Raw genomic sequence first — 17,978 nt, forward strand, 5'->3', positions numbered from 1 at the left:
CGAGAGGACCGGCATGGCCAAGGACGCGACCGCGGAGAAGATGAAGCGGAAGGACTATGAGAAGGAGCTGGGGAAGCTCCAGGTCGAGCTGTGTCACCTTCAGGACTACGTGCGGGAGAATAAGCTCCGGGTCATCGTGCTGTTCGAAGGCCGGGACGCAGCCGGCAAGGGCGGCACGATCAAGGCGATTACCGAGAAGGTCAGCCCGCGCGTGTTTCGTGTGGTCGCCCTGCCCGCGCCGTCAGATCGCGAGAAGACGCAAATGTTCTTCCAGCGCTACATGGAGAAATTTCCGGCCGGCGGCGAGATCGTGATCTTCGACCGGAGCTGGTACAACCGCGCGGGCGTCGAATATGTCATGGGCTTCTGCACTCCCGCCGAGCACGAGCGCTTCCTCTCGCTGTGTCCGCAGATGGAGAAATACGTCATCGACGGCGGCATCATCCTGATCAAGATCTGGCTCGAGGTCGGGATGGACGAGCAGGAGCGCCGCTTCAATGCCCGCATTGACGATCCCGTCCGGCAATGGAAGCTCAGTCCGATGGATCTGGAATCCTATCGGCGGTGGTACGACTATTCGCGGGCGCGCGACCTGATGCTGAAGAAGACGAGCACGAAGGACGCACCCTGGTATATCATCCGCTCCGACGACAAGCGGAAGGCGCGGCTGAACTGCATCGCTCACCTTCTGGGCGGCATCCCCTACAAGCGCATCAAGAAGGACAAGATCAAGCTGCCGAAGCGTTCCGACAAGGGACGCTACAACGACCAGACCAGCCTGAAGGGGATGAATTTCGTCGCCGAGCGATATTGAGACGCGAGCGGGCTGCGCTGCCGCAGCCCGTCGTCTCGTCTGGATCACTTGAGGCGGATCGTGACGCCGCCGACCGCCGCCGATACTTCCGCGCCGACCCTCGGACCGCTGAGCTGGAGGATCACGCCGTTGGCGTTCTGCAGCTGAACGGCACCGGCGCCCGCGGCCACGGCTCCGCCCGCTCCGCCCACGGCGTAAGAGCCTTCGATGGATGCTGGTCCCTTCAGATTGAGCGCCCGGCCGACGAACTTGGTCGTCGATGCCCCGACCGTGAGGCCAACGCTCATGCCGGAGACGGTGAAGGGATATTTCTTGCCCCGGAGGAGCAGAACGCCCTCGCCGCCCCCGACGCCGACGATGAAGCCGCCCTTGGTGAAGACGACGGCGACCTCGCCGGTCTCGGCACGCGACGGCGTGCTGAGACCGGTCAGGGCCGCAATCGAGGCAACCAGGGCGACGCCAACGGCAAGTGTCTTCATGACTTTCTTCCCCCTTTTGATCATTGCGCAAGGATCATTGCGAAGTAGCCGAACACGGTGAGCAAGATGCCCGAGACGGCATAGCCGACCGGGAATCCGATCCACGGCACGGAACTCTGGATCTCGACCGCGGCCTCACGGCACGGACCGGAGTGCGACCGCGCGCCGGCAACGCCGCCCATCAGCACGGCCGGGTTGATCTTGAAGACGTGGAAGCCGATCGCCCAGACGATGAACGGCGGGATCGTGCAGGCAATGAAGCCGACGAGGAATATCTTCAAGGCGACTGCACCCGTGAGCTGCGACAGCAGTCCCGCGCCGGCATTGACGCCAACGATGGCGACGAAGACCACGAGGCCGAGATCCTCCAGCACGTTGCGCGCCGCGTTCGGCGTGTTGCCGAAGAAGCGCAGACGCGACACGACCGACGACACGATCACACCCGACAGCAACAGACCGCCTGCGTTGCCGAGGCCGATCTTGGCACCGAACGCCGGGAATTCGATCTTGCCGATCAGGAAGCCGATGATCATCCCGACCGCCAACGTCAGCAGATCGGTCGAGGTGTTGGACCGGGCGATCCGGCCCCACATCTCGCCGAGCTCGTTGACGGCAGACTTCAAGCCGACCACGGAGACGATGTCCATCCGCTCCAGCTTGGTCTTGAGACCGGCCGGAATCTGCACACCGCCGCGCTCGACCTTGGTGACCTGCAGCTGGCCGGCGATCGCGGTGTCACGGAAGGACTCGAAGGTGCGCCCCACCATCTCCTTGTTGGTGATGAGGATGTCCGCCTGGTCCATGGGAATGCCGAGCGTCTTGGCATCCGAGACCTCCGGACCGATCAGGCCCATCTTCTCGGTGAGGTGCTCGGTCGAGCCGCCGAGGGCGACGATGTCGCCCTTCTGCAGCACGAGGTCGGCATCCGCGCCTTGCGGCTCGCCGTTCCGCCCGACGTTGACGATCCGGTATTCCGGATTTATCGAGCGGAACTTCGCGATGCTCATACCGACCGTCGCCGGGTTCTCCAGCCGGTAGGCCCGCAAACCGAACTGGCGATAGCCGGTCAGGCCGCCGCCTTCGAGATCCTTGACGCCGAATTCCCGCTCGTACTGCTTCGCGGCGGCCTTGGCATCGACGCCCCACCAGCGCGGCAGGTATTTGCAGATCAGGATGATGCCGACGGTGCCCCAGATGTAGGTGATGCCGTAGGACAGCGCGATCATGCCTGAGGCATCCTCAGGCTTCATTCCCTCGGGCAGCTTGACGACGCCCGACGTGATGGCCTGCTCGGCCGAGCCGATCGCCGCCGACATGGTCTGCGATCCCGCCAACATGCCGCCGGCTGCGCCTGGCGGGAGAGAGAACATCTTGGCGCCGATCACCACTAGCGCGAGCCCGATAACGCTCGATACCACCGCGAGGATGCAGAACTTCAGGCCGTCGCCCTTCAGGCTGTTGATGAAGGACGGCCCGACACGCAACCCGACGCCATACATAAAGAGATAGTAGAACAGACTCTTGGCGAAATTGTTCAGCTCGAGCTTCACGCCGTAGGTCGACGCCCACACCGAGACGCCGGCGCCGACCACGATGGCGCCGGCAACCATGCCGAGGCCATACCCCTTGATGCTGGCCCGGCCGATATAGACGGCGAGGCCGACGACAAAGAACAGCAGCAGGTACGGATTCTGCTGCAGGAAGGTGAAAAACGCCTGCATGTTGGTCCCCTCCAAGACTTATGACGCAGCCTTGAGCTTGGGCTGTGCACTGGGCTTTGGACGTCCGATCTTCGCCAGGGCTTCGGACCGCACGAGCTTCAGCCCTTCCTTGGCGTCGTAGCCGTGGATCTCCTTCACATCGAGCTTGCGCATGAAGTCGATGGTCTCCTGCGTGATGACCTGACCGGGCACCATGATCGGGAAGCCCGGCGGATACGGGATCACGAAATTGGCCGAGACGAGCTCTGGTCCCGACTTGAGCCGGCGATCGATCTCGGGATCATTGAGGCGGATGTGCTCGCAACCCGCCACGTCGTAGGCCGCGTAAAAGCCGCTGCGAATGTCGCCTTCATTGGTCTTGCTGCCGGCATCGCCGCGGAAGCTCGGGTGGAAATGCGAGAAGTTGGGCAGATCAGGCACGTCGGTCATCAGGCTCTTGACCCGTGCCTCGAAGGTCTTCCTCGCATTGGCACCGCCCTGCGCCAACCCGCGATCGACCTCGCCCGCGATCTCGGCGAGGACGCGGATGAGATGCGCGACGTCGCTGCGGGTGTTGTTGATGTTGGACTGGACCAGGACCGAGTTGCGCGAGGTCTTGTTGACCTGGATGTTGTACTCATTGGCGAGGATACCCTTGAACTGGGTGCCGTCATAACCGGCCATGCCGCACACCAACGTCATGCGGGTCGGATCGAGGCAGAACTCGTCCTCGTCCAGGCTCTTGAGGGTGTTGACCCAATTCACGCCCGCGGCGAGATAATCGGTAAAGCCGCTCTGGCGATACTGGGCAGGCACCATGGCGTCGGCGCCGAGGATGCGGAAATATTTCGAGATCAGCGGGTTGTTGTTGACCGCCTGGCGAATGGCAAGCGCGATCTCCATCGCATTGGCCACGAGGCCGTAACCTTCCAGCTCCATCTGCCGCCGCGATATATCGAGGCTGGCGATGAGTTGCTGGTTCGGGCTGGTGGAAGCGTGGGTGAACACGGCCTCCTTGAACTGCTGTTCGACCGTGTGGAATTCGACGTCCTTGACCGAGAGCATGGAGCCCTGGCGGATCGCCGACATCGACTTGTGGGTCGAGTTGGTCTGGTAGACCCGCAGCCGGATCTGCCTGGGATCGGGAATCAGCCGGGTCTTGAGCAGGATCTCGTCCGACGGGTTCTTGCCGAGTTCGGCCTGCTGCTTCTCATAGGTCGCGACCGACTTCGGGTCGTGCATCCACGCCTCGATCTCGTTCGCCGCCCCCATGGCGGTGCGGCGGCGCAGGAACGGCGAGAAGCGCGCGAAGCCGAACCAGGCCTCGTCCCAGAGGAAGATCAGGTCCGGCTTGATAGCGAGACATTCCTCCATCACCCGGCGGGTGTTGTAGATGTGGCCGTCGAAGGTGCAGTTGGTGAGGTCGATCATCTTGACGCGGTCGAGCCGGCCGTCGGCCCTGGCGCCGAGCAGCGCCTGCTTGATCGTCTTCAGCGGCACCGCGCCGTACATCGAGTATTCCGTCATCGGGAAGGCTTCGACGTAAAGCGGCTGCGCACCGGCCAGAACCATTCCATAGTGGTGCGACTTGTGGCAGTTGCGATCGACGATCGCGATGTCGCCCGGCGCGAGCAGCGCCTGCACCGCCATCTTGTTCGATGTCGAGGTGCCGTTGGTGACGAAGAAGACGCGGTCAGCGCCGAGCGCCCTCGCCGCTTTCTCCTGCGCCTTCTTGATGTTGCCGGTCGGCTCCAGCATGCTGTCGAGGCCGCCCGTGGTGGCGCTGCTCTCGGCCAGGAACAGGTTCGGCCCGTAGAATTCGCCCATGTCGCGGATCCAGTCGGACTTGAAGATCGACTTTCCGCGGGCGATCGGCAACGCATGGAACGTGCCGATCGGACGCTGCGCATATTTCTTCAGATTGTCGAAGAACGGGGTGTCGTAGCGATCCTGAATGCCTTCGAGGATGGACAGATGCAGCTCGAGGAGCTCCTCGACGGAGTAGAAGATGCGGCGAACGACGTTGGCTTCAGGGTTTCCAGCCAACTCCTCGACGTCGCGGTTCGAGATCATGTAGAGGTCGAGCTCGGGTCGGACGCGCTTGATGATTTGGGCGAGCCGGAGCGCGGAGGCGTCGGACTCGTCGTTGAGGCCGGCCGAAGCCGTGATCGAGCGCAGCACGGGTGCATTGTGGCGCGAGCGCAGCCCGAAGCCTTCGTTGATGATGACGGCCGCGATATTGGGATTGAGCATGGTCGCGCAGAATGCGTCTTCCAGGCTGCCGACGACGACGGGCTCATAGATGAAGCCATCGATTGGACGCCGCAACTTGCGCCATTCGGCGGCGAGCGCCGGCCACTGACTTGACGACACGCCGGTCACGATCAGGGTTTCGAAATAGGGCCGGCGTGCCGTATGCGCACCGAACGTCGGTGGCACCAGCTCGGGCGCGTCGCCATTACCATCATCCTTCGCGCTCCAGTCGCCGGCATGCTGCCGGAAAGACCGCGTCGCAAGTGCCTGGGTAATCCGCGTCGCAAGGGCCAGCGACGTTGCCCCATCGCCTGCGGAGGCCGCTTCCCGCAGTGCCGCCATCAGGTGCAGGCCAGGATAGCCGTAAAACTCCTCCGTCACCGCAAGATCGGCCAGTGCCGTATCGTAGACCGCGCGATTGCCGACCCGAGCCCACGCCTTCGCGGCCTCCACGAGGTCGCGCCAGTCATCCGCCCGCGCGCCGGGCCCGGAGAAGAACTGATCGATGCGCTTTTGCGCCGGCTTGGTGTCCTTGGACATGTGTCTCTCCCGATCCTCGGCGGTGCCTTGATGGTCACTCGATGGTCATTTGATGCCAATTGGGCGAAGATGAGCGTGATCGTGAGTTCGGCGCCGGTGGCCCCATTGATCCAAGTCAACGGTCGGGCGCATTCTGGCGAGACCGTCGGCCGCAGCGGTCATTCGCATTGCAACACGCCCGCTCAGGCCGTCCGCTGCGCCGTCACGGCCTGCTCGTCGCCGAGGACGCTGTCGAGCGATCGCAGCCACTGGCTGCTATCCGTCCTCTCCGCCAGCCCTTCAGCCCGCAAGAGGTCGCGGAGCTGCGCGTGTGCGCCGACGATGGAGAAAATGACCTTTCGCGCGGCGAGCTCGTCGTAGAGGTCGTGCAGCATGCCCGCGCCGGCGAGATCGATATAGGGCGAAGCCGAGAGGTCGCAGACCACCAGCCGGATCCCGGGCGCGCGCCGAAGCGCGATCAGGACGGTTTCGAGGATCGTCTCGGCGTTGATGTAGAGCAGCGAGGCTTCGGGCCGGAACGCGATGACGCCGATCAGCGGCTCGACGTCTGCGTGCCTTGAACTGTCCGAATAACGGCCGCTGCCGGGCAAGCGGCCGAGGAACGCGACGTTTGGCCGCGAGGCCCGGGCCAGCAGCAAAAAGATCGAAGCGATCGACGCCAGCAGCACGCCTTGCAGGATTCCGAGCAATAGCACGGAGACCAGCGCAATCGTTGCGGCGTAGAAATCGATCCGGCTGACCTGCCACATCCGCACCAGCGCGCGGACGTCGACGAGCTTGTAGACGGCGGCAAAGACGATGGCTGCAAGCACGGCCTTGGGCAGGTTGGTCAAGAGTCCCGTGAAGAACAGAAGGCACAGCCCGAGCGTCACCGAGCAGATCACCAAAGCGAGCGGCGTCCGTGCGCCGGCGCTGTCATTGACGGCCGATTGCGACAGCCCGCCGGCAACCGGATAGCCATGGCCGAAGGCGACGACGAGGTTCGCTGCCCCCAGCCCCAGGAACTCCTGCCGGACATCGAGGGGATAGCCGTGCTTGGCGGCGAAGCTGCGGGCGGCCGAAACGCCCTCGATATAGGCCAGCAGGATACACCCTGCGGCGAGCGGGAAGAGATCGTCGAAGTCCAGCAGGCCGAGCGTCGGAATGCCGAGGGCCGGCAGACCTTCCGGTATCTTCCCGGTGACGGGCACGCCGTACGCCGGCAGGCCGAGCAGCGTCGCCGTCCCGATCGCGAGCGCGACGATGGTGATGCCGACCGGTTTGCCCGGCAGCAGCCGTTCGCCGAACAGGAGGAGCAGCAGCGCGACCGCGCCGACGGCGAGCACGAGCAGGTTGACGGTCCCGAGCTGGCCGGCCAGCTTGATGGCGCGGTCGAAGAAATTGTGGCCGCCGCCGGCAACGCCGAGCAGGCTCGGCAGCTGGCTCATGATGATGGTGAGCCCGGCGCCCGCCTTGAAGCCGACCAGGATGCTGTCGCTGACGAGGCGGACCAGCACGCTCAGCTTGAACAACCACGCGATGAAGCACAGCACCGCCACTGCAAAGGCCGCAAGGCTTGCGATCTGCGCATAGCGGATCGCATCGCCTCCGGCCAGCGCGCCGACGGTGCCCGCGATCATCAGGGAGATCGCCGAGGTCGGCCCGATCGCAAGTTGCCGGGACGAGCCGAGCAACGCATAGCCGATGCCGCCGAGCATATAGCCGTAAACGCCGATCTGAGGCGGCAGGCCGGCCAGCGCGGCATAGGCGAGCGAAACCGGGATGGCGTAAGCAGCCAGCGTGACGCCGGCGACGGCGTCGGAGGAAAACCACTCTCGCCGGTAGGCGCCAAGCCAGCCGGCCGGCGGGAACGACCGTATCCATCCAGGTTCGGACGGCGCGCTCATTGGACGGCCCTCTGATGCGAGGCTTCGCAGCGCAGCAAGACGACCAACAGCGCGACCACGGGAATGCCGAGCGCGAGATCCGGAATAGCCTTGGTGGCGAAGGCGCCCACCGCGGCGCCCAAGCCGAACACCGCACACAAGGCGAAGAAGATGCCCGAGCGGCGCAGCGTGCCGAGCGGCGCGCCTCCGGCGGCGGCCTCGAAGACCGTCTCGATCGCCTGGCGCATGTTGCCCGTGACCATCACCGTGCTGCAAACAACGCCTTCGACCCTGGTGAAGATCGCGGTCTGCATCGCGGCGACGAACGAGATGCCAAGCGTTCCAGCCAGATCCGGCAGCCTGTTGTGCAGGATGCTGATCGCGATCAGCAGCAATATCTCGAGCAGGGTGCTGATTGCGCTGGCCCGCTCGCCCGCTACGCGGCGCAGCCATGCGGCAATCACGATACCGGCCGCAAAGGCGAGAAGCGGCGGCACGAAGTGAAGCGCCTTCGTCCAGTCGCCAGCCGTCGCATAAACCCAGAGGAAGATCAGGTTGGCCGTCTGGGCATTCGCCATCACGCCGTGGATGATCCAGGTATAGGCGTCGATATAGCCGCCCGCGAACGCGAGCAGCAGAACGATCTCCACCGTTTCGTCGCGGCGGATCGCGCCGGCTGCGAGGTCGAGAGCGCTCATGTTGACGATGCCGACTGTCGCGAATTCCGCATCGTCCGATAGGCGGTGCCTTGCCGCTCGCAGGGCTTGATCTGGATCAAGCAATGCCCGCGATTTCCCGACTGAGATCACGGCAAAGCGCCGGGGGAAATGCGACATGGATACCGTCAGGTGGATCATCTCCACCGCTCCCGAGATCTTTCTGCTGCTGGCCGTCGCCATCGGCACGATCCTGGGCCGAGTCCGGATCCGCGGCTTCGCCGTCGGGACCACGGCCTGCATCCTGATCGTTTCCGTGCTGCTCGGACAGCTCGGCAGTTTTGCGTTTCCGCCGCTGCTCCGCGTGATCCTGTTCAGCCTGTTCGTGTTCACGATCGGCTACCGGTCCGGGCCCGAGTTCTTCGCCTCCTTGAGCGTCCGCACGCTCGCGCAGGTCGCCATGGCGCTGGTGCTGGGCGGCACCGGTCTGGTCGTCGTCCTGTTGTTTGCCCACGGCTTCCGGCTCGATCCCGGCACCGCTTCGGGGATTGCGGCCGGAGCCTTGACGCAATCGTCGGTCATCGGCACCGCCTCGGGCGCACTGGCCCAGCTCGGCCTGTCCAAGGATGTGCTGAGCCAGCAGGAGGCGAACATCGCGGCGGGCTACGCCGTGACCTATGTGCTCGGCTATATCCTGACGCTGCTGTTCGTCCCCTTCGTCGCGCCGAAATTGATGCGGATCGACCTGAAGGCCGAGGCAAAGAAGCTCGAGGCGGAGCTTGCCGGCGGCGAACCGCCCAAAACCGAAAACCTCTCGTATCGCAAGTTCCAGGCCCGCGCCTATCGCGTGACCGCGGGCGCCGGGCGCACGGTCAAGTCGATCGAGGAGGAAATCGGAAGCCGCACGGTGGTCGAGCGCATCGTCCGCCAAGGCTCGGACATCGAGCCACATTTGGAGACCGAGCTCGAGGCCGGCGACGACATCGTCATCGCCGGCCGCACTGCGGTCATCGTCGCCGCCAAGCCGATCATCGGCACCGAGATCGACGCCGACGAAATCTTGAAGGCCGTCCCGGGCAACGTGCTGGAGGTGCTCGTGGACAATCGCCATCTCCACGGCCGCTCGATCCAGGAGATCGCAACGCGTGTCGGCACCGACGCCCGGGGCGTCTTTCTACGCGCACTCACCCGCATGGGCCGCGAGGTTCCCTTGAGCGCGGACACACGGATCTATGTCGGCGATGTCATGACGCTGGTCGGCAGCACGCGCAATATCGAACGTGCGGCAAAGGCCATCGGCCAGATCCTGCGGTCGGGTGATCGCGCCGACATTGCCTTTCTTGCCGCCGGCATTGCGGCCGGCCTGCTCGCGGGGCTCGTCAGCTTCAGGATCGGCGGCGTCGCGCTCACGCTCGGCGGTGGCGGCGGCGCGCTGATCGCGGGCCTCGTCTGCGGCTGGCTACGGTCGCGCAAGCCGACCATGGGCGCATTGCCGCCGGCGGCGCAACAGACCCTGAGCGATCTCGGACTCGGCGGCTTCATCGCGGCGATCGGGCTCGGCAACGGCGCCGCGGCCTGGGCCGCGATCCAGGCCCACGGGCTGCTTCTGGTCGGCATGGGTCTTGTCATCACGCTCGTGCCGCTGATCGTCGCGACGCTGTTTGCCTTCTATGTGCTGCGCATGAACCCGGTCGTGACCTGCGGCGCACTGGCCGGCGCCATGACCGTGGATGCCGCGGTGACCGGCGCGTGCGAGGTGGCCGAGAGCCAGACGCCGGTCCTTGGCGTCGCCGTGCCATATGCGGTCGGAAACGTGGTGCTCACGGTGCTCGGGCCGATCATCGTCGCGGCAACCTACAGCGGATGACGGAGACCCATGATGCGGCGACCGGCCAGATCAGTGCTGGGATGTTTCGCGGCCATCTTGTTCGCGTGGGCCGCCTTCGCCGCGGCCGCGCGCGCGGAGGATGACCTCCGCATCCAGGAAGAGATCTGGGCGCTGCCACTAGCGCTTCCGATGTTCGCCTATCTGGTGCGTCCCGTCGGCGACGGCCCCTTCCCGCTCGTGATCATGAACCACGGCGTCTCGCTCAACCCGACCGACCGCAGCTTCTTTCCGTTGGTCGAATTCCGCGACGCCGCCCAATGGTTCGCAAGGCGCGGCTACCTCGTGGTGGCGCCGGTCGGCTCCGGCTATGGCGCAGCCGCCATCGACATTCCCGAGCGCGCGGTCTACGGACCGTTCTTCTCCAAGATCGGCAAGTGCAGCAATCCCAATTTCCACGACGCCGGGCTCGCGGTCGCCAAGGTCGACCTCGATATCATCGACTATCTGGCCGCCGAGAAGCGCATCATCCCCAAGGACGTGATCGTGATCGGGCAGTCCGCCGGTGGCTGGGCCTCGATCGCCTTGTCGAGCATGAACCCGCCGCAGGTGAAGGCCATCATCACCTTCGCTGCGGGCCGTGGTGGACGCGTCGGCGGCAAGCCGAACAACAACTGCGCCCCCGACAGACTGGTTGAGGCCACCGCGGATTTCGGCCGCACATCGCGTGTGCCGATGCTGTGGATCTATATCGAGAACGACACCTTCTTCGGGCCGGACTTGTCGAAGCGCATGCATACGGCCTTCACCGCCGCCGGCGGCCGGGCCGAGTATCACCTGATGCCGCCGTTCGGCAATGAGGGCCATTTCTTCATCGGCTCGAGGGATGCCATCCCGCTCTGGTCGCCACTGGTAACGACGTTCCTCGACGCGCTGAAATAGATGCCAGATCCGGAGGCCCAATCATGCCCAATGCCCGTGACGGCCTTGCCAGTCTCCTGCTTATCGCCATCGCCGCCGCCACGGCGGCGCCCGGCCATGCCGCACCGAAGGGTGCCCAGGCCGAGAGGCCGGCCGAAGTCGCCACACGTGGTCAGCGTGAAGCAAAGGACATCAGCTACGGCGGTTGGCAGAAGCTCTGCTTCAAGGCAGGCGGCGCGCCCACACTGTGCCGGACCTCGATCACCGGCCAGTTCGCGACCGGACAGACGGCGGTGCGCGTCGATCTGATCGAACGCGAAGACGCCGCCGCGGCCCGGCTGCAACTGTTCGTGCCTGTCGGCATGTACCTGCAACAGTCGCCCAGGTTGAGCGTCGACCAGGGCGCGCCCTTCCGCCTGCCCTATACCTGGTGTCTCACCAATCTGTGCATCGCTGCCGATGTGGCGGCGCCGAAGATCATCAGGGAGATGGAGTCCGGCAAGACGCTGACGCTTGAACTGGTCGATTCGAACCTTCTCGCCATGACGACTACAATTCCCCTGGCGCAGTTCGCCACCGTCCGCAAAGGGACGCCAGCCAGGACGCTGGAGCAGGATATCGACGAATGACGGGGCGAGTTGATCTCAGGAGATGCCGGCGCGTTCAATGGATCCGATCAGCGACTCCGCCGTGAAGGGCTTGGTCAGATAGGCGAGGCAGCCGGACCCAAGCGCCGCAGCGCGGTTCGCCGGGCTGTCGTTGCCGGTGATGTAGATCACCGGCGCGGTGACGCCCTGCTCGGTCAAGCTTCGCCGCACGTCGATGCCGGATTTTCCACCAAGATCGATGTCGAGGACGATGCAGATCGCGGTGTGGAATTTGTCGTGTTGGAGCAAGGCCCCCGCGGACTCGAATAGCGTGGCGTCGAAACCGTGGCCGCGCAGCAACCTGTTCAGGCTGGCCCGCATGGACGGATCGTCATCGACGACAAAAACGGACCGGCATAGCGGCAAGGCGATCTGCCTTTCCAGGAGATGAACGAACTGAGAGCGCTGTAACGGCGGTGGGATACTGCATCCGCTTGCACTGCGTTGCCGACCCGGCGCCCGTGCATCATTGCGCACGCCTCGCCGTGCACTGTCAACACGCCTTGATACTGTCCTTTGGGGCAATCACACCGTGGGAACCGGGCTTGCGGTGAAGAAGCAGCTAATCCTCGTTCGTACCGAGCATTCCGAGCCGTTCCGCGATCGAAACGAGTTCCGCAAGCGAATGTACCTGCATCTTCTCCATGACCTGATGGCGGTGTGCTTTCACGGTGCGTTCGGTGGTCCCGAGTTCATGCGCAATCTGCTTGTTGATCCGGCCGCGCACGATGAGATTGAACACCTGTCGCTCGCGATGCGTCAGCGTGGCCAGATGGGTACGAAACGTCTCCAGCTTGCTGCGCTGGACGCGCGCCGTCCGCTGACCCGCCAGAGCGCGCTCGATCGCATCGATCAACTGCTCGGAGGATATCGGCTTGGTCAGGAAGTCTTCCGCACCCGCCTTGATCGCCCGCACGGTGGTCGGCGTGTCTGCATGCCCGGTCAGGAAGATGATCGGCAGCGTCGAGCCGGACGCGATCAATCGCGCCTGCAAATCGGGGCCGCTCAATCCTGGTATGCGCACGTCGAGCAGAATGCATCCGGCCTGCTCGGGATCCAGCGCGGACTCCTCCAACTCCAGTGCCGACGCATAGGTCGCGACCTCATAGCCGGCGAGCTTCAGACGCCGTGCGATCGCGGTCCGAAAGGACTCGTCGTCATCAACCACGTGAACGAGACCCGACACCTTCAACCTCTCGGCCAGTTCCAGCGAGGACCATTGACGTCCTCTCGCTCGACAAAGTCGTCTTCAACAGTTTGAGAACCGAAATATCTGCGTGCAATGGGCCAAATCCCCGCAGCGACAGCGCTTTCTCATTCCGCGCACCAAGCGCCGGGGGGTTGTCCCTTGGTACAATGAACCTAGGGACAATGGATTGAAATACCGCCTTGGGCGTAAATCAACCCGGCGGGAGCGGAACAGCGCGGCGCATTCCCAGTAGCGAAAATACTTCGTCGGACGGACCAAATTCGGCGATGAGCTGAGGACCTGGCCCATGTTTGTTCGCATCACAACCGATTCCGCACTGCGTCCCAATTCCCTCCGTGACCTCGGCATGACCAGCGATTCAAATGCGCTCGTCAGTTTAAGCGAATTTTCGTACAGAAAAGGCACCGAGATTTACGGCGAGAAAGAGCCCGCCAAATATGTCTATCAGGTCAAGGCGGGCGCGGTGCGAAGCTACAAGCTGTTGTCGGATGGTCGCCGGCAGATCGGCGCATTCCACCTCATCGGCGACATCTTTGGGCTCGAGAACGGCGGGGAGCATCGATTTACGACGGAAGCGGTCGTCGACACCACGGTGCGCCTGATCAAGCGACAAAGTCTTGAAACAGTGGCCGAGAGCGATGCCATGGTGGCCAGAAACCTGCTCAGCATGACCACGAACAATCTCCAGCATGCGGAAGACCACATGCTGTTGCTCGGCCGCAAGACCTCGCTGGAGCGGGTCGCGGCGTTCCTGCTCGAGATGGACAAGCGGCTGACGGCGGCGGGCGTCATCGCGCTCCCGATGTCGCGACGCGATATTGCCGACTATCTCGGCCTGACGCTGGAGACCGTCTCGCGCGCTCTGTCGCGCCTGCACGAGCTCGGCATCCTCGGGTTCATCGGCAACACCCAACGGCAGATCGTGTTGCTCGACCGGAATCAGCTCGCCAGCCTCGATCTGCATCCTTGAACTGGCGGAACATCGGTCGCGGTTGCCGGAGATCCGGGGCGCCGTTCGCCGCGCCCTTCATGGCTGGCGTGAAACTGGGCCAGGCGCTTCAGTCAGTCCAAGATGCTCGAGCGTCTTGCGCAATACCTCGAAAAGAATGGCGGCGGACCAGCCGAACAACAGCACGCCATTCATGGCGGTGAACGGGCCGATCAGCCGCCATTCGCGCACCGGCGTGATGTCGCCATAACCGAGCGTGGTGTAGTTGACGAAAGCGAAGTAGAGCAGGTCAGTGTCGGCGGCGGCAGCCTGGACGATGCCGTAGGTCGCAGCCCACATCAGGATTTCCAGCATGTGCGCGACCTTCAACACCACGGCGGTCGCGATCATGACGCCCATCAGGTGCAATTTCGGTCGCTCGGAGTGACGCAAACCCGCGCTGCGCGCGATCCCGACGGCCACGACCGTTACGAGCGCGTGGAGTCCGATATTGATCATGCTGACCAGCGTGCCGGCGAGGAACTGTAGCATCATGGCAACCCACCCGCCCTCAATTTACCCCGGGACGTCTTACGTCCCCGCCAAACGATGCCAAAGGTCCGCCCGTCGACGCGCCGTCGCGTTTTCCCCTCGTCGGCCACGGCGAAGGCCTGGAAATTGACGTTAGCGAGCATGCCACACTCGCGCCAATCGGCCATGGCAGCGGTTGACTTAAGTCAATGCTGCTCCTACGGCCGGGAGATCGCCAGTGCCGATCCGGCCGGCGAGAGTTGCGACAGGACGGACGCGTTGCTTAAATCGGCGAAATTCCCGGAGGCCGAGCGCTACGACCCTTTGGCTGCGAGGCGCCCCGGCGTGATCTCAGTCGCGCTTGAGCCCGATCAACTTAATGATGGGAGCCAGTCGGGCCAGCTCGTCCTCGACCAGGCGCTGAAACTTGTCGGGACCTGAATCGACGTCAGGCTCCAGACCTTGCGAACGATAGTTTTCCTGCAACCGTGGATCTGCCATCGCAGTACGGGTCGCAGCAGCGATCCGCTCCACGATCACATCCGGGGTCGCTCTTGGAGCGAACAAGCCGAACCAGCCGGCATATCTGAGGCCCGGCATGCCGGATTCGATCACCGTCGGAATGTCCGGCGCGCCGCTCAGCCGCCGATCGCTCGTCACGGCGATCAGCCGCAGCTTGCCCGCATGGTGCAATTGCAGTATCTGGCTCGAGACCACGGCAATGACCGACGAGATCTGGCCACTGACGAGGTCGTTGGTGGCGGGGCCCATGCCTCGATAAGGAACGTGGACAAGGTCCGCTGCAACACCGGATTGCTGCCTGAACATCTCGCCGATGAGATGATTGCCGGTGCCCACCCCCGGAGTGCCATAGGACAGCCTGCCCGGATTGGCTTTCGCAAAAGCTGCCAGCTCTCGCAGGTCCTTCACAGGCAAGGAAGGATGAACCGCGAATGCCAGCGTGCTGGTGATCAGGCGATAGACGGCGCGGAAATCGCGAACCGTGTCGTAGGCAGGCTGCGCGGAGGACAACGGAATCATCACCTGGGTGCTGCCATTGCCGAGCAGAAGCGAATAGCCGTCGGGTGCGCTCTGCGCCACCGCGGCGGAGCCGATCGCACCGCCGGCGCCGCCGATATTCTCGACATAGATCGGCCCCAGCAGCGAGGTGATCCTGTCGGCCCAGGGACGGCCGATCTGATCACCAGCGGCGCCAGCCGTATAGGGAATGACCAGCCGGATGGGACGGGAGGGATAGTCGTCGGCTGCAGCACAGCCGGGCCATGCGGCGAGCGCCGTGATACGCGTCGCCGTATCGAGCAGTTCTCGGCGTGAAAGGAGGGACATCTTCTGCGTATTCAGGACCGTCGCGGTCATCTTACACGAATGAAGGTCCTTGAAAATCCGCTCGGGGAGATCGCTGCCCTGCACTGTGCAGGCGACAAAGCGCCGCACCATCGCTATTCGCGTCCTCAGCAGCCGCGGCAGATCGATCCTTCGAGCATCTTCTCGAGTTGGGCGTCGTGCTTGTCGATTGTCGGGTCCGAGCCGAGCAACGGCCCCTTCGTCGCGCGATGACCGCTCTCGGACGATGGCAGCGCCGTGCCGAGCGAGTTCGTCCCCGGCACGGCGGCACTCGAGCCGAGCGCCCCGCCGCTCGTCATGGACATGTGCGAACCAATGCCGCCACGCGCGGACGCCGCGCCTGAGAGCGCAAGGCAAGCGACGATGCAGAGAAACGAAAGCTGTCTCATGGTCCACGCTCCACATGTTGCATGACTTGTCATCTAGAACTGGACGCCGCGCGCAAACTGACCATGCACGATCGCGCGATCAATTATGACATCGGTGACAGACCTCCGTTTCGACGGCGCACTAGCAATCATCGACGGCGCGGCCATCGCTGGCATTCGATCATCGTCTCGCAAGAGTGATGCATGTCCAGCGAGCTTTGCTGACCGCGCTGCTTATATGGCTTGGTATAGAACACACTTCCGGAAACGCCACCAGCCGAGCAGCGATCATCGCCAAGCGACTCTCCGCGCACACCAAGAAATGGAGAAGCGCTATGAGTGCATTCAAGATCCTGATTGCCGCGACACTGATTTCAACAGCGACGGCATCGTCAGCGTCCGCGGCCTGGTCCTTCGCCGACCAGGAGCCCGCTGCCTTTGCCTCGATGTATCCCGATCGCGACGTGCTGAATGGCGGCGCGTTGACTCCGGCGGGACGCATGGGGCTCGAACGTCCCGGCGGCGCCGCCCCCGTATTTGGCGCGGTTCACGTTCATGACCACCACTGGCGCCAATGAGACAAGAACGATGTCTCGGGCGCGACCGATCGGAAGCGACAGTCCTTTGCTGAAATCCCCGGCATCCATGCGTGACCATGACTTCATGCAAAGACGAAAATGATCGTTCGATTGATACTGCCCATCCGACGTTCGCATCCACATGTCTGGCCGGCGAGCCGAGGCGTTCCCGGCGTCGCTTTGTCAAGGAGACCTGCAAGACTACGCTGAAACTCTTTTCCGCCGGCTTGATCGCCGCAGCCATGGTTGCCTCCCCCGCGATGGCTCGCGAAGGCAATACGAACGCGCGGCGGACGAATGTCGACGCCTACGCCTCGACGCAACGTATTCCGGTCACTGCCAAGCGCGGCTGCGTGAGGGCTCCGGACGTCGGCGCCTACGCATCCGCGCCATGGCGCCGTCCGCCCTGCGAGCCGACATCCGGCTACTGATTGCGCGCGCTGGACGACGCCCCCTCGGCACAAGGCAACTGCCGGCGCTGAAATGAAAGGATCGTCACGCGGTCAGGAGGCTTGCCTGCCTCACGGATGGAAGGAAGAATGGCAACTTTCCCTGATGCTGCCATTCTTCCTTCCGGGATCGACACATATTGAATCGTTCGCCACGTCGCTGCCGCCGCCCAGCCAAGTGCCGGCCTCAAGGAAGAAGACTGCCGCGACCCAGCAGTTCGACGCGGCACGGCTTCCGTCAGCATCCCGGCGGCGGGATCGGCGACACTCCCGGCGTTGGCGCAGCACCCGACGCATTGGCCGGTAACACTGTCGCAGGCGACGCCAGGTTCATCGAAACCCCTTCCATGCAGGCGGAGCTGTTCGGACTAGGCACGACGGCATTTGGATCAATGCCAGTGCCGCCGGCCCCGCTGGTGTCCTCCAGGATCGTCCCAGGCACCGGATTGGCCGGCACTTGCGGGATCGAGAGCGGCAGAGACGCAGCACTCGTCGTCTGCCCTCCAGGCGTTGAACTGCAGGTGACTGTCGTTCCCGCTCCCGCGGGCGCAGCCGCAGGAATTGTCCCCGTGGAGCTGCTGATCTGCCCCATGACCGGAAGTACTGGAGCCACACTGCCCGGCATCGGCAGGCCCGTGCTCGACACGACCGGTATCGCCGGCGCCAATGCCGGAGAATTCGACGGCGGCGCGCAGACAACAACCGTACCCGGCGTCGTCGGATTAGAGGCGAGCGGAACCGGCGCCAGCGTCGTATCGGGTGCGCCGGGCTCGGTCGTTGCGGAAAACGGGCCAGGGCTGTTGAGCGGCGAGATGACGACAGCCCCCGGCACGGTTGGAAGACTCATTG

At 64.0% G+C, this 17,978-nt stretch carries 18 protein-coding genes; 7 read left to right on the forward strand and 11 right to left on the reverse strand.

The features are described 5' to 3' along the window. The first annotated feature begins 13 nt into the window (after positions 1-13). The gene (ppk2, locus tag XI03_RS39560) at positions 14-814 is read left to right on the forward strand and encodes a polyphosphate kinase 2 (RefSeq protein WP_212429385.1); all 801 of its coding nucleotides are present in this window, start codon (positions 14-16) and stop codon (positions 812-814) included. Positions 815-858: 44 nt separating this feature from the next. Here ppk2 and XI03_RS39565 read toward each other — a convergent pair whose 3' ends face one another. From XI03_RS39565 to XI03_RS39585, 5 genes are all read right to left on the reverse strand, one after another. Then, a complete protein-coding gene (locus XI03_RS39565; protein ID WP_028142531.1) occupies positions 859-1,293 on the reverse strand; it encodes a hypothetical protein in 435 nt (144 codons plus the stop codon). Positions 1,294-1,313: 20 nt separating this feature from the next. After that, positions 1,314-3,014, reverse strand: coding sequence for an aspartate:alanine exchanger family transporter (locus tag XI03_RS39570; RefSeq protein ID WP_028142530.1), 1,701 nt, complete (start codon positions 3,012-3,014; stop codon positions 1,314-1,316). An 18-nt stretch (positions 3,015-3,032) separates the two neighbouring features. Next, entirely contained in the window at positions 3,033-5,786 is a 2,754-nt protein-coding gene (locus tag XI03_RS39575; RefSeq protein ID WP_212475871.1) for a decarboxylase, read from the reverse strand. Positions 5,787-5,968: 182 nt separating this feature from the next. Beyond that, positions 5,969-7,672 carry a SulP family inorganic anion transporter gene (locus XI03_RS39580; protein WP_271595156.1) on the reverse strand — a complete coding sequence of 568 codons (1,704 nt, stop codon included), beginning with the start codon at positions 7,670-7,672 and terminating at the stop codon, positions 5,969-5,971. After that, complete coding sequence (locus XI03_RS39585) at positions 7,669-8,349, reverse strand: YoaK family protein (RefSeq protein ID WP_271595237.1); 681 nt, start codon at positions 8,347-8,349, stop codon at positions 7,669-7,671. The genes XI03_RS39580 and XI03_RS39585 overlap by 4 nt, the downstream gene beginning before the upstream one ends. 136 nt (positions 8,350-8,485) lie before the next feature. Here XI03_RS39585 and XI03_RS39590 point away from each other — a divergent pair, with 136 nt between their 5' ends. Genes XI03_RS39590 through XI03_RS39600 form a run of 3 tightly spaced genes read left to right on the forward strand, consistent with a single transcriptional unit; the run spans position 8,486 to position 11,682 of the window. Next, entirely contained in the window at positions 8,486-10,174 is a 1,689-nt protein-coding gene (locus XI03_RS39590; RefSeq protein WP_038947990.1) for an aspartate:alanine exchanger family transporter, read from the forward strand. Positions 10,175-10,183: 9 nt separating this feature from the next. After that, positions 10,184-11,074: an alpha/beta hydrolase family protein gene (locus tag XI03_RS39595; RefSeq protein ID WP_442869803.1), complete on the forward strand. Its 891-nt coding sequence runs from the start codon at positions 10,184-10,186 to the stop codon at positions 11,072-11,074. A gap of 23 nt (positions 11,075-11,097) precedes the next feature. Further along, positions 11,098-11,682, forward strand: a complete 585-nt coding sequence (locus XI03_RS39600) for an invasion associated locus B family protein (protein WP_271595158.1) — start codon at positions 11,098-11,100, stop codon at positions 11,680-11,682. Positions 11,683-11,697: 15 nt separating this feature from the next. On the opposite strand, the gene XI03_RS39605 is transcribed toward XI03_RS39600, so the two are convergent. Continuing rightward, positions 11,698-12,066, reverse strand: coding sequence for a response regulator transcription factor (locus tag XI03_RS39605; protein WP_271595238.1), 369 nt, complete (start codon positions 12,064-12,066; stop codon positions 11,698-11,700). 196 nt (positions 12,067-12,262) lie between these two features. Continuing rightward, on the reverse strand, positions 12,263-12,886 hold the full coding sequence (locus XI03_RS39610) for a response regulator transcription factor (protein ID WP_028142522.1): 624 nt from the start codon (positions 12,884-12,886) through the stop codon (positions 12,263-12,265). Between the two features lie 310 nt (positions 12,887-13,196). On the opposite strand from XI03_RS39610, the gene XI03_RS39615 reads away from it, so the two are divergent. Further along, positions 13,197-13,880, forward strand: a complete 684-nt coding sequence (locus XI03_RS39615) for a helix-turn-helix domain-containing protein (protein WP_038947987.1) — start codon at positions 13,197-13,199, stop codon at positions 13,878-13,880. A 57-nt stretch (positions 13,881-13,937) separates the two neighbouring features. Here the strand turns inward: XI03_RS39615 and XI03_RS39620 are convergent, their stop codons facing one another. The 3 genes from XI03_RS39620 to XI03_RS39630 form a co-directional block, all read right to left on the reverse strand. Beyond that, the gene (locus tag XI03_RS39620) at positions 13,938-14,393 is read right to left on the reverse strand and encodes a potassium channel family protein (RefSeq protein WP_028142520.1); all 456 of its coding nucleotides are present in this window, start codon (positions 14,391-14,393) and stop codon (positions 13,938-13,940) included. 327 nt (positions 14,394-14,720) lie between these two features. Further along, positions 14,721-15,716, reverse strand: coding sequence for a Bug family tripartite tricarboxylate transporter substrate binding protein (locus XI03_RS39625; RefSeq protein WP_271595239.1), 996 nt, complete (start codon positions 15,714-15,716; stop codon positions 14,721-14,723). Positions 15,717-15,841: 125 nt separating this feature from the next. Further along, positions 15,842-16,123 carry a hypothetical protein gene (locus XI03_RS39630; RefSeq protein WP_271595159.1) on the reverse strand — a complete coding sequence of 94 codons (282 nt, stop codon included), beginning with the start codon at positions 16,121-16,123 and terminating at the stop codon, positions 15,842-15,844. Between the two features lie 314 nt (positions 16,124-16,437). Between XI03_RS39630 and XI03_RS39635 the strand changes: the two genes are divergently transcribed. Together XI03_RS39635 and XI03_RS40375 are read left to right on the forward strand one after the other, a co-directional pair. Next, positions 16,438-16,680 (forward strand): hypothetical protein, encoded by a 243-nt coding sequence (locus XI03_RS39635; RefSeq protein WP_028142517.1) that lies wholly within the window; start codon positions 16,438-16,440, stop codon positions 16,678-16,680. Between the two features lie 71 nt (positions 16,681-16,751). Next, complete coding sequence (locus tag XI03_RS40375) at positions 16,752-17,111, forward strand: hypothetical protein (protein ID WP_333936900.1); 360 nt, start codon at positions 16,752-16,754, stop codon at positions 17,109-17,111. Positions 17,112-17,367: 256 nt separating this feature from the next. Here XI03_RS40375 and XI03_RS39645 read toward each other — a convergent pair whose 3' ends face one another. Continuing rightward, entirely contained in the window at positions 17,368-17,976 is a 609-nt protein-coding gene (locus tag XI03_RS39645; RefSeq protein WP_271595160.1) for a hypothetical protein, read from the reverse strand. Positions 17,977-17,978 lie beyond the last annotated feature (2 nt).

The organism is Bradyrhizobium sp. CCBAU 65884, assembly GCF_028128835.1.
Classification (GTDB): domain Bacteria; phylum Pseudomonadota; class Alphaproteobacteria; order Rhizobiales; family Xanthobacteraceae; genus Bradyrhizobium; species Bradyrhizobium ottawaense.